Annotated in this window: 8 protein-coding genes; 4 read left to right on the top strand and 4 right to left on the bottom strand. The window is 45.4% G+C overall.

Features of this window, described 5'->3' with window-relative positions; translation table 11 throughout:
• The first annotated feature begins 37 nt into the window (after positions 1-37).
• Together AS141_RS18830 and AS141_RS18835 are read left to right on the top strand one after the other, a co-directional pair.
• Positions 38-1,453: a PSP1 domain-containing protein gene (locus tag AS141_RS18830; RefSeq protein WP_082632363.1), complete on the top strand. Its 1,416-nt coding sequence runs from the start codon at positions 38-40 to the stop codon at positions 1,451-1,453.
• Positions 1,446-1,901, top strand: coding sequence for a gliding motility lipoprotein GldH (locus AS141_RS18835; protein ID WP_057939251.1), 456 nt, complete (start codon positions 1,446-1,448; stop codon positions 1,899-1,901). Before AS141_RS18830 ends, AS141_RS18835 begins: the two co-directional genes overlap by 8 nt.
• Before the next feature lie 168 nt (positions 1,902-2,069).
• Here the strand turns inward: AS141_RS18835 and AS141_RS18840 are convergent, their stop codons facing one another.
• The 3 genes from AS141_RS18840 to AS141_RS18850 form a co-directional block, all read right to left on the bottom strand.
• Positions 2,070-2,522 (bottom strand): GNAT family N-acetyltransferase, encoded by a 453-nt coding sequence (locus tag AS141_RS18840; RefSeq protein ID WP_057939252.1) that lies wholly within the window; start codon positions 2,520-2,522, stop codon positions 2,070-2,072.
• A 113-nt stretch (positions 2,523-2,635) separates the two neighbouring features.
• Positions 2,636-3,487, bottom strand: a complete 852-nt coding sequence (locus AS141_RS18845) for a sugar phosphate isomerase/epimerase family protein (protein WP_057939253.1) — start codon at positions 3,485-3,487, stop codon at positions 2,636-2,638.
• Positions 3,488-3,572: 85 nt separating this feature from the next.
• A complete protein-coding gene (locus tag AS141_RS18850) occupies positions 3,573-4,595 on the bottom strand; it encodes a ThuA domain-containing protein (RefSeq protein ID WP_057939254.1) in 1,023 nt (340 codons plus the stop codon).
• A 191-nt stretch (positions 4,596-4,786) separates the two neighbouring features.
• On the opposite strand from AS141_RS18850, the gene AS141_RS18855 reads away from it, so the two are divergent.
• Positions 4,787-6,208, top strand: a complete 1,422-nt coding sequence (locus AS141_RS18855; RefSeq protein ID WP_057939255.1) for a Gfo/Idh/MocA family oxidoreductase — start codon at positions 4,787-4,789, stop codon at positions 6,206-6,208.
• Positions 6,209-6,423: 215 nt separating this feature from the next.
• Here AS141_RS18855 and AS141_RS18860 read toward each other — a convergent pair whose 3' ends face one another.
• Positions 6,424-7,470, bottom strand: coding sequence for a PorP/SprF family type IX secretion system membrane protein (locus AS141_RS18860; RefSeq protein WP_057939256.1), 1,047 nt, complete (start codon positions 7,468-7,470; stop codon positions 6,424-6,426).
• Between the two features lie 82 nt (positions 7,471-7,552).
• Between AS141_RS18860 and AS141_RS18865 the strand changes: the two genes are divergently transcribed.
• Positions 7,553-13,117, top strand: a complete 5,565-nt coding sequence (locus AS141_RS18865) for a T9SS type B sorting domain-containing protein (RefSeq protein WP_057939257.1) — start codon at positions 7,553-7,555, stop codon at positions 13,115-13,117.
• The last annotated feature ends 1 nt before the right edge of the window (position 13,118 follow it).

Consider the following 13,118-nt stretch of genomic DNA (forward strand, 5'->3'; position numbering starts at 1 on the left):
AAGTAACGGCACTTGCGGTACGAGCGACTGTAATAAAATGAATGTATTCGATTGGCTATCTCACATGGGGATACCCGAGGTGGACAACTTTGATATCGTAGAAGTGAAATTCAAGGGGGGAAGAAAGGAATACTATCGTAATGTAGATTTTCTATCCTTAACTACTGGTGATCCAGTCGTCGTGGATGTCCCAAGTGGACATCATATTGGCTACGTATCGCTTCAAGGGGAGCTTGTCCGTCTTCAAATGCAAAAAAGAAAAATCAGGAATGATGATGAAATCCTGAGAATATACCGTGTTGCCAATCAAAAGGACATGGAGAAATGGGGAGAAGCTCAAAACAGGGAAATTCCTACGCTGTATAGATGCCGGCAAATCGTAGAAGAATTGGGGTTGAAGATGAAAATGTCTGACATTGAATATCAGGCCGATAATTCTAAGGCTACCTTCTACTACTCTGCAGATGACCGTGTCGATTTCCGAGAATTGATTAAAGTTCTCGCAGGGGAATTCAGAATCCGTGTGGAAATGCGTCAGATCAGCCTTCGTCAGGAAGCAGGAAGACTTGGTGGAATCGGAGTGTGTGGCAGAGAGCTTTGTTGTTCTACCTGGTTGGTTGATTTCAAAAATGTAAGCACCTCTGCAGCCAGGTATCAGAATCTCTCCCTGAATCCCGGGAAACTGAGCGGACAATGCGGCAGGCTGAAATGCTGCCTCAATTATGAGCTGGACACCTATATGGACGCAATCAAGGATATCCCCTCTATTGACCGTCCGTTGCAAACAGAATCCGGCCCTGCCAAACTTCAGAAAACGGATATCTTCCGTAAGCTCATGTGGTTTAGTTACAATAACGACAACGACTGGCATAGCATCACATGCGAGCGGGTGAAAGAAATCCAGGCAATTAACGAAAAAGGCAAAAAGGTCTTTACACTTCAGTACAATGAAGCTTCTGAAATAGAAGATTTAGCTGCCAAATCAACTCGTGAACTCGAGCTTTTAGATAAGAAATTTGCCAGCTCAAGTCCTAAACGCAAGAAAAAACCACGTCCCCAAAACAGAAATTCTGGAGGAAACAGAAACCAACAAGCTTCTAACAAACCCGATTCGAAACCAAACAAACCTGAAAGGCAACAGAATACTCCCCAGAGCGCTAACCAGGGGCCAAGACCAGTGGGAGATCAACCAAAAAAACGCAGAAATAACAAAAACAGAAACAAGCCTAAAAATCCCGAAGCGAATTCGGGACAGACAGCTTCTCCCCAATCTCAGCAGCCTAAAGCACAGAATGCCTCCCCAAAAAGACAAAATGTGCAAAAGCCAAAAGGTAATGATGGAAATGCAGCAAATATAAATTCAGGAGGTGCTAAGCCTAAACCACAAGGAAAAAAGAAATTTCCACCTAGAAAAAACCAGGGTCCAAATCCAACTAAACCAGAGAATGAATAAGGTAAAGCGCTACCTGTTTCTATTACTGTTTCCCGTGGCCGGTGCTTGCACAGACGGGCGGATCTACGAGGATTTCCAAAGTCTCCCTAATCAAAACTGGGGCATCAAAGATAGCCTTGTTTTCGAGTTGGGAGATACGAAACTGATTAATTCGCCTAATTTACTAGCGGTGAAATTTAACGAAGAATATGCCTTTTCGAACTGCTACCTGAGGATAATCAGTAAGGATTCATCAGACGTTATTTTGGACAATAAACTGGTTAACATCATGCTGTTTGATCAGAAATCCGGTGAGCCTTTGGGAGAAGGGTTTGGTAATTCTTACACGCGTTATGACACACTCCCCTTCTTCTTTGATCAGCATACTAAAAGCGTTACAATTTTGCAGTATATGCGTCAGGAACAATTGCCCGGAATAGAAGCGATCGGCATAAAGATATTGAAGTAGAGTCCAGATTGATTCAGAAATTCATATTCCCCACAGATTTGTGCAGATCATTTCAAGAAATCCATGAATCTAATTTGATAGGAAAAATCAAAATCTCTGGAAATCTCCGGGCTTTTTCTGTGTTTATCCGCAGGAAAAGAACCACTGTAATCAGTAAGATTTAAAGTCCTATTTCAGCTCTTTCTTAAAACATATACTATTCTCAATTCCTTTGTATTGTGCATAATTCGGGATGAGGGAGTAGCCTCTCTTTTTATAGAATGCTACCGCTTCCACTTGTCTCTTTCCCGTTTCGAGGACGCAACTTTTATACCCCAGTTGGGCAGTCCAATCCTCCAATTCTGCCAAAACCCTGGAAGCCAAGCCCTTATTCCTGACCTGAGGTAAAGTAAACATACGTTTCACTTCCATAGCTTCTGAATCAAATTCTTTGATAGCCCCACAAGCCACCGGAATCCCATCCTCAAAGCCAACGACTACATTCTTCAGCATGGCTATAGTATTGAATTGATTGTAAAAATCGTGCTCCCTGCCATCCTTTTCTGCAAGATATGCGTCCAGTAGCTTTACCAACGCTACAAAATCCGGATTGGAAGAGTCCGTGCGAGTGAGTGTGATCATAGGATGAAGATAATTGAAAATGGTCTTCCTGTGATAAAGACCATTTTTATAGTGAGTCTGATGGTTCTTTCTATGCTCTCCTTGTTTCCTGAACCTTTATTCCTTGTTCTAGTTCACAGCCCATACTTCTCTCCCATCCCTTTGATCAACTCATATCCTTTTTCGGCCATTTCCCAAGGTTCGGAGAAATTCCTCCACACCCCGATCGAATTGGCGAAAGCGGGATCGTTCCGGGTAAACCCCTCGATCGTTAACCATCCCTTATATTGGATGTCCGCTAGTGCTTCAAATGTCTCATCAAAGTTCACATGTCCAGAACCCGGGGTGCCGCGATCATTCTCGGAGATATGGAAATGCCCGAGTTGCGGGGCGATGAACTTAATCGCACCGCTCAAGCTCTTCTCCTCGATATTGGCATGGTGCGTATCAAACATCGCCAGTACATTCGGGTGATCCACTTTCTTGAGTAAATAAGAGAGCTGCTCCATGGTGTTGCAGAGGTAGCATTCAAAACGGTTCAGCGCCTCAGGAGTCAATAACACGCCGGATTTCTGAGCGTAATCCCCCATCGCATGCAGGTATTCCGCCGACCAATTGTATTCCTGTTCTAGCGGTTCGCGCGATGCAAACACGGTAAATCCCGAATGAAATGGTCCGCAAAGCACCGTGGCATTGAGGTCATTTGCCCGGTCAATTACCCATTTGAGTTGTTCTGAGGCAGCAGTCCTGATTTTGGCATCAGCGGAAATCGGGTTGTGGTCAGCCCCCATCACCGTCACTGCGGTAACTTCCAGTCCTATATCAGCGCAATGCCGTCCTACCAGTTTAAATGATTCTTCTGGTGAACCGCCGATAAAAAACTCGGCACCGTCGTATCCGATTTCTTTCAGTCGATCCAGAACCGGCAATAAATTCTCAGACATCTCCGCTGACCAGGCCAGCACATTAAATCCTATTTTGTTCATAGTTAATAGTTGTCAACAGACCACAGACCAGGGTTCACAGCCGCGTATCACTGGACTGTTGACCGTTGCCTGTAGACCGAAAATTTCATTTAAAATCTACTACTCTCATCCCTTTTCTGAAGCTATCAAAGCCAAACATTGTCGGCTCATAATCACCGACAATATCCACAGAAAGCTCCGGCGTAATCACTTCAGGCATCTCTAGGAGCCAAAAAGCAGAATTCAGAATCAGGCGGCGCATATCCTCTACTTTGAAGTCAAGCGAAGAGCCCAACGTACTGCCCATTACCTTTCCGGTTTTCCCGCCTTCCAGCGAATATCCTTTTGTCCAGGCAACCGGCATAATTGATTTATCCCACATCAGTGGCGCTTCAGGTGTCATCCCGGCGGTGGATTGACCGTATAAAAGCACATTGGCCGAGGACGGCAAATTCTTAACCGAATAAACGTCCGTCGGTGCCCAGATATCATCTACCCCCCTCAGAATGGGATGGTCTGCATCCCGATCCACTCCGTCTACCAAAACTCTTGTCCCTTCGGATTTATGGATTCCGTGGTGATTGATCCAAGTCTCACCAATTACCTGCTGACCAAAACCACCTTCCCAACCGGCAACTTTGCTATTCCAGTTCCATTTGGCATAAGGGGAGTCCTGGTCTTTGATGGCAAAAGGATGGGTGGACGTGCGAAGCGCAATAAACGGCTTGCCGGACTTGAAATAATCCTCCAGATGCTTCATCTGATCCAGAGGCAAATCCCTAAAACGGATCAGCATGATGACCAAATCGGCATTTTCCAAATGCTCCAGTCCCGGGATATTGTTCTGATAGCTGGGTACAATGTCGCCGGTTTCAGGTTCGATCGGGAACAACACCGTTGTATTGAATCCATAATGTGTGGAAAGGATTTTTGCCATCATCGGCATGGACTCCTCCGAGCGGTACTCATCATCTCCGGAGATGAGCACGACATTCCTGCCTTTGCCTGGTCCATCTTTCCCTTCAAACTGCAAGAAGGTTTTGCCATTTTGGGCTGAAGCACAGGAAATTGAGATCGCTGCAACCAAGATCAGTAAAATTGCAGGCTTATTAAAAGATTGATTAATCATGGTTATTTAGAGAATGAATTTCGGAAAATAGTAAAAGTTTTAAGGGTTTTCGTCCTGTATTCAAATTTCTCTTTCGGTATCGATTCCGTTAATTCTTTAGCCTTTCAACAGAAAAATGAAGATACTAGCAATAAAAAATCCCTACTTTCTCATCATAAATACAATTCGCATTCCCAAAAGACCCTTACAATATGAAAAAGGACAGAAGAAACTTTCTAAAAACCGGCTCTCTGGCCGCATTCGGATTAAGTGGAATTACATTGATTCCCTCCTCCGTACTAGGTAAGCAAACAGGGCATATAGCCCCAAGTGACAAAGTAAATCTCGCCTGCTGTGGAATAGGAAACAGGGGGGCACAGATCATCAATGATCTTTACAAGACAGGCCTATGCAATATAGTAGCACTATGTGATGTGGATCTGGGAGCTCCGCATACCACCGAGATATTAAATAAGTTTCCCAATGCGAAGAGATTCCAGGACTTTAGAAAAATGTTTGATGAGTTTGGAAATGGTTTCGACGCGATTACCGTAGGTACCCCCGACTTTTCCCATTTTCCCATCACCATGCTGGCGATGTCGGAAGGGAAGCACGTCTACACTGAAAAACCTATGGCCAGGACTTTCAATGAAATCACCCTAATGATGGACTGCGCCAAAAGGCATAATGTAGTCACACAAATGGGTAATCAGGGTCACTCTGAAGGTAACTATTTCCAGTTTAAGGCATGGAAAGAAGCAGGCATCATCAAGGATGTGACTGCAGTGACAGCCCATATGAATAGCCCAAGAAGGTGGCATGGATGGGATGTGAATATGCAAAGCTTCCCAAAAGCTGAAGCTGTTCCTTCCACCCTTGACTGGAATACCTGGCTGATGGCCAGATCCTCTCATGATTACAATAAGGACTTTATCAACGGCCAATGGAGATGCTGGTATGACTTTGGAATGGGGGCATTAGGGGATTGGGGAGCTCATACGATGGATACTGTACATGAGTTTCTTGACCTTGGGTTACCATATGAAGTTGACCCAGTGATGCTTAAAGGCCACAACCCGTTTTTCTTCCCCATGTCATCTACCCTGGCGTTCAAGTTCCCAGAGCGCGGAGATATGCCGGCTTTGACGATGACTTGGTATGATGGTGTGGACAACATCCCCCCTGTACCGCAGGATTACGGTGTATCAGAACTGAATGCGGATATCCCGGCAGCCAGTACAGGGAAGATCCAGCCTGCCAAACTAAACCCCGGTAAAATCATTTATGGCAAAGACCTTACGTTCAAAGGAGGATCTCATGGAAGCACGCTTTCGATTGTAGGTGAGGAAAAAGCCAAAGCGATGGCCGATAAACTTCCTGAAGTTCCTGAAAGCCCTTCAAATCACTTTGCTAATTTCCTTAAGGCCTGTAAAGGTGAAGAAGAGACTCGTTCCCGCTTTGAGGTTGCCGGTCCGCTAAGTCAGGTCTTCTGCTTAGGAGTATTGGCCCAACAATTAAATACTACCTTGAAATTTGATAGAGAGACCCAGCGAATCACGAATAACCCACTGGCAAATCAGCTTCTCGGTGGTGAAGTGCCCAGAAAAGGATGGGAGGAGTTTTACACCCTGTAAACACAAAGAAGCAGTTAAAACAAAAGCTGAAATGAGAAATCGTTTCAGCTTTTTTATGACCGTAGCGATTCAGGGATTCCGTCTAAGGCATGTAATCTTTATTTCTCCTAAAGCTGCTCCACTTAAACCCTACCTTTTCCACTCATTTTATAGAGCAGGTTTGGAACAGATCACATATGATTTTTCACCTCGTCGGTTAACTTCAAATTCGCGAATTAGAATTTAGGGCAAGGCAGAATTGTATCCCGCCTTCTTGGTTCTCCCTGGCTATTGTTGGGCAAAGTCCATGACAAACTCAGCTCATGGGCCCCACCAGACTGAATACCTAATTGTGAAACAGTATAATCAAAGCTGTAACCTACATTTAAACCAGATAGCAGATTAAGTCCTACCATCATCACAATCGCATCTCTGTTGCTTTGCTCTTCCACAGGCTTATAGGGAAGTCCACGGTACCAAACTCCGAAAACAATCGGTTCCACATAAAAATACGCACCAACATCTAACTGTTCAAATGGCCCTTGCCTTTTGTAATTAACTGTAGGAGTCAAATACCGCTGCCTTCTCATATGCGTAAAATCCCCTCTCATGGAGCCTTCACCCAAAGGAATTCTGTATCCTGCATGGGCAGAAAACTTAACAGGTAAGGGACTGTCTCCATCTATGAACGATTGGTTCGGCTGATTTACATGATGCGCTGATCCACCAACCCAAAAGTTATTTGTGAAAAACAGCCCGCCAAATGAAAGTGAAAGCATGCTGACAGGATCGCCTAAACCCGGTATATCTGTCCCTGGGAAAATCGGACCAAATGGGTCGTTGGGATTGATTTGGTTGGCAAAAATCAGATTTTCATAAAAGCCAATTTCCCTGCGGATGTAACTCGCCTGAAATCCGGGACGGAAATAGGCATTAGCCCCTAATTTTAACTCGTAGGAATATAATGCTGAAATGGTCGTAGAGCGAAGTTTGGAAGCTCCTTCAGTGTCCTGCATCACCATAATCCCGATTCCCGAGTTGTAATCATTCAGGTAGGTGTCATAATAGGCAGAAAAAGTCGTGAACTGCGCGTCTATACTGGGCCATTGATTTCTGTAATTGACCCCCACTCTTCCTGTCAACTCAGATCCTGCAAAAGCAGGATTTAGATAAAGAGGAGCCGCATAATATTGGCTATATTGCGGATCCTGTGCATAGGCATTGGATCCAATAAATAGCCCAACCACACAGAGAAAAACAACGTAAACCAGAGACCGTAACAAGTATTTGTTCGTTAATTTGAATATTCAGTTGGCTTCTTCAACGATACAGATCGTATGTTGTTTTAGAAGCATTTCGAAAATTATGAAAAGCAGCCCTAATTCCATAAGGTTAATCTACATTTTTACAATTACTCTCCTATATACAACTTTTGTATTTAATACTTCCGTCTATTCGCAGGGATTTAATGATAACGAATGGATTTTCGGCTATTGCGGGGCTGGGACTGAAAACAAATATTTATCATTTGGAAAGGGAAATACTGCCACGGTCCAGTCGATCCCAGGATCTATTGTTTTTACAAAGCACAATTCAGCCCTTGCAATTGACCCGATTACCGGGCAACCTCTTTTTCTTACTAATGGAGAGCTGGTCTATGATTTCAGTCAGAATCCTATCCAGGGTGTAGGTTCAGGATTGAATGGAAATATAGACGGAATTCAGGAAGTTGCTACTGGATTTTTAGAATATGATCCTGATGGCAATAAGCTCTTCTATATCTTTTATCTGTCCTTGGGCGGGGACTTGCAATATGCAGTGGTGGACATGAATGCCCCGGGGCAAGCTTCCGGTAATGAGAGACCGCTAGGTGAAATAACCTCCAAAGACAATTCCATTGGAAGTGGAACTGGCGCACTCCTAGTGGTAAAAAGCCCAGCATCCCCCTCCTACTTGATTAGTTTCGATTCAGGTGATTTAATCTCAAGAAGTCTGGACGCAGGTGAAGGCAATTTTACCACCACCGACAATCAGGCAATTTCCTCTACGCCAAAAAAGATTATCTTCAATGAAGAAACCAGCCAATTAATCATACTTCCTGAGTCGGGCAGTGCCCCGATTTTGGTCTTGGACTTTGATACAAGCACAGGTACATTCGGATCGCCAGCTTCTATTGCCCAATCTTCCGGTGCAGGAAACTACGGAGGAGCAGAATTCTCGCCAGATGGGAATTTCATCTATTATTCACGGGAAAATCAGCTATACCGGATTCCTTCAACCGATCTGTCTGCCACTCCGGAGGCAATGCCTCTAGCCGGTTCTAGCACTCCGCCAGTTGATCTGTATGCTGTCCATGATATCAAAGCAGGACCAGATGGAAGTATCTATTACCTCTATGAAGAAGTAGATGGCGGACCACAGATGATGGGAAAAGTCTCCAACCCAAATGAGGTTGATTTGACGTTGGTTGAAGTAGCCGGAGACCCCTTTTCAGGCACTGACTTCTGTGGAACGGTATTCCCGACGTTCGCCCCAAATGCAGACATAACACCCACAGTAGATTTTACTTGGTCCCCCGAGATGCCATGCGCAAATAACCCGGTCCAACTTACTTCTGAGCTGACACCGGAAAATTATAGACCTATTAGCTTTGCCTGGGAATTTGACCCTCCGCTTCTTGATTCTGCAGGAAATGAGCTTCCCGCCGATTACTCCCAGGAGCACTTTTTAATTCCTGCTGACGCGGCACAGGGAACCAGCGTAAACGTTACGCTGACAGTTACTTTTGCGGACAGCACAACCCAGGTAGTCAATCACACCATTCCGCTCACTGAAAACAACCTGGAAGCAAATTTTTCTCCCGGAGACACCACTTTATGTGAAACTTGTTTGGACATAGCCCCCTTACTCACTGCCCAAAATCAAGGTGGCGACGGTGAAGGCGGAGCTCCGGGAGGAGGAGGTGGTGGAGCCGGAGGCGGACAGGGAGGAGAAGATAATTACGAATATTTCTGGTCAAATAAGCGGGATGAAGGCTGGGGCCCTAAAGGTACAAACCAGGTCTGCAGCCCGGGGCTATACTGGGCTTTGGTCCGTGAACCAGGCTCATCTTGCTATGCATACGCTGAGATCCGCGTGAAAATGTGGGACGTAGAGGATCAGACCAATAACATCTGGTACTTTGGAGAAGGAGCGGGACTGGATTTTAATCCAGACCCTGACGACCCCGATGCTCCTACCCCAAGGCCTATAGCTTCCCCGCATCCGCAGAATATTCCGGCTGGGACCACTACTATTTCCGATCAGGCAGGGCAGGTGCTTTTCTATACAGATGGCCAATCTGTATGGGATCTCAATGGGGATTTAATGGAAAACGGTGATAATATCGGGGGAGACAATTCGAGCAGCCAAAGTGTGATTGCCGTACCGGTGCCGGGAGAAGAGACACTCTTTTACCTGTTTACTTCCCAGCTATCCGCTAATGGAAACAATGAAGCAAAATACTCTCTGGTGGACATTAAATCTGAAAATCCAACGGGGGTAGGAAATGTAGTCACCAAGGACAATTTCCTTTTCAGTCCATCTACTGAGCATACCGCTGCACTTGATGCTGGGGATACGACCTGGGTCATGTACCACGAACTTGGAAATAATACTTTCCGGGCATATCCGGTTTCAGCTCAGGGAATTGGGCAGCCGGTACTCAGTTCAGTAGGAAGCAATCATGGGTTTAATTCCGGGGTTGGGGCTATGAAATTCAATTCAGATGGCGATAAAGTGGCAGTAACTATCACGGAAGGGGGATGTAATAAAGTAGAGATTTTTGACTTTGACAGTGACACTGGTGAAATGAGTGAATACGCCCGTCTTGACCTTGGCTGCGATGGAGAGGTGTACGGTTTGGAATTTTCAGAAGACGGGGAGCGGGTGCTGGTATCTTATAGAAATGGGGGCCCGGGAATAGAAGAATTCACCATCAAAGCCGCTGAAAATGATGATCCTGATGCAGCTGTCTGCCCTGCCTGTTTTGAGGGAGCGAGTACCAGGTCAGAAATAGAGGCATGTATCTTGAGTACCAAAAACCAAATCAGTGAAACTGCCGGAAAAAACCTGGGAGCTCTCCAAATAGGACCCAACGGTCAGATCTATGTGGCAGTAGTGGGAGATAATAGAATAGGTCAAATCAATGTAGGATCTGGCTGCAATTCCCAAAGTACTTTCACCCAAGATGGCGTGGAAGCCATGCCTGGCCCGGCCAATTTAGGCCTTCCTTCTTTTGTGCAGAACTCAGGAAGTTCTATACCGGAGCCCAGTTTGGCGGCACCTGCGAGACTTTGTCTGGATCCTGAAGAAGGTGCTGGAGCGCTTTTGGAAGGCGGAGGGGAGCCTGATATTGATAGTTATTTCTGGACTATTACCAACCAAGATGATGGTACAATCTTAAGAGACAATTATGGAGGCCCAGGGGATCAGTTCCAGAACCTGGATCAGATTTTCACCAATCCCGGCACCTACACAATAGATCTTCGGGTAGATCGATGTGGTGATCCTGAGTATTTCCGGGCAAGTACTGAGCTATTGGTAGAGGCACCGCCCGAGTTGACTTTAGCAGATGATGCCACGCTTTGTGCCGGCAATCCAGTCACCCTAACAGCCATTGACGGGTACGATCCTGCTGAAGGCCTTTATGACTTCGAATGGACAAATGCTGCCGGGCAGGTTTTTGGAGATGAGAACTCCAATGAAATCACTGTGGATGAAGAAAGCATTTACACTGTAAATGTAAGCTACAGATTACCTGAAGGACTTTCAGACGATGAAGCATTACTTTATGAAACCTGCCCAGCCACGGCAGAAATCTTTGTGGGCCCGGCCTTTGAATTTGAGATGGACCAGGATGCCCAGGAAGTATGCTATGAAGAGGTAGCTGTGAACTTTGCACCGAACACCCCAGTTGCCGGAGAATGGTTTTACGAACTCAATGAAGACGGCAACCGTGTTGCTCTGGGTGAATTTTTCGAATTGGAACTCTGGGTCAACACACTTCCGGGGCCGGGAGATTATGAGATAATTTTTGTCACGCAAGATCCGATTTTGGAAGGCTGTGTAGTTGAGAAAAAACTGGATTTGTCAGTCAATGAATTACCGCTGTTCACAGCCGTGCAGACAACTCCGGCTACAGACTGCGCTACAGCAGATGGAGCATTTGAAATCACTGTGCAGGCTGATGCAGAAACGATAACCATACCTGAAATTGACAATATTTTCACTAATGTAAGTGCTGGAGACCTTCTGATTGTTCAAGGGGTACTTCCCGGTGTTTACAACATAGAGGCAATTAACAGTACAGGATGCACATACATCAGTACGGTGACAATAGAAAACAGCAACCCTCCTGCAGGATTTGGATATACAGTCACCCCTACAGATGAAACCTGTGGTCTCTCGGGGGTTGAAAACGGGATGCTGACGATCAGCTTCACTGATTCTCCCCAATCAGGTATCTATACTGCAACCAGACAGGGAGACGGACAAGTTTTCCAAGATTCTTTCCCAAGTACATCCCAGTTTGACATTGTGGTACCACATGGAGATTACGCTATTGAAATCCAGGATCCAAGTGGCTGTGCTGTTCCTGATCCAACCATTTATACCATAGCCCAGAAAATGGAAGTAGTCTTCTCAGTTCCTTCTGAATTGACTTCCTGTGGAAGCTTCACCTTCACCCCCACTTCCCCGGATGAGCTGGATTACACGTTAACCAATTCTGCCGGGACGGTCATATTCCCTGATACAGCCGGGGAATTTACTATCACACAAGCTGACACCTACACGGTAAGAGGAGAAGATCCAGCTGGCGTAGCCTGCCCCCGGGAAGAGACAATTGTGGCAGACATCACTACAGGTATTGATTTCGAGGTTTCAGCTCCTATAGTAGATTGCCAGGTAGGCGTTCAATATGAAGCTATTTTAACTAATGTTGACCCTGCCGATGTACTTTTCCTCTGGAAAAATGATCAGGGAATAATCGTAGGCAGAAGGCAGACCTTCGTCCCTAGCAGAGCCGGAGATTATACGTTGGAAGTTCAGCCTTTGACCGGCGGATTATGTCCGACGGACAAGAGATCATTCACAGCTGAAGGTATTTTCCAAAGAGTAGAAGTAAACTTAGACATAGTTCCTTATTGCATAGAGCAGACCAGCACAACCATTACCGTGGATGCTGACTTAACCAATGTAGCGGATATAGAATGGTATTCGGTGTCAAACGGCACCCGAACTAGAATTGCAGCATTTGATGGATTACCTATTATCGAATTGACGCAAGAGGGGACTTACGAAGTGTTATTGAGAAGTAGTGTTGGCTGTGAGCTTGGTCGTGCCAATGGTGTGGTAGCCAAATCCACTATCGTGCCTCCTATAGTGCCTGCAGGATTTACGATCTGTGCAATAGAAGGGATCACGCAATCAATTGCTCCTGGCTCCTATGACAATTACTCTTGGAAATTAAACGGTGTGGAAGTTTCCCAGGACTCGGTGTTCACCCCAACTGAAGGAGGAGTTTATGAACTTACCGTTTCGGATAATTTAGGCTGTAAATACATTACCAGCATTGATGTAGTAGAGGATTGCTCGTTAAAAATAGTCTTCCCTAACGGAGTGGTTTTGAATGATCCGAATAGGAATTTCATACTCTATGCAAACGAATACATAGACGATGTGGAAGTCTATATCTATAACCGTTGGGGTGAATTGATCTTCTATTGTACGCATGAAAATATTGAGCCAAACCAACCTTTCTGCCCTTGGGATGGGCAGGTACGAGGAGAATTGGTGCCAAATGGAACATTTGCCGTAGTCGTGAAGTTTACCAGTGAAAATCAAAATAAAACAGAAAAATTAACCAAAGCCATTACAGTAATTCAATAGT

The sequence above is a fragment of the Algoriphagus resistens genome, from assembly GCF_001442615.1.
In the GTDB taxonomy this organism is placed as follows: domain Bacteria; phylum Bacteroidota; class Bacteroidia; order Cytophagales; family Cyclobacteriaceae; genus Algoriphagus; species Algoriphagus resistens.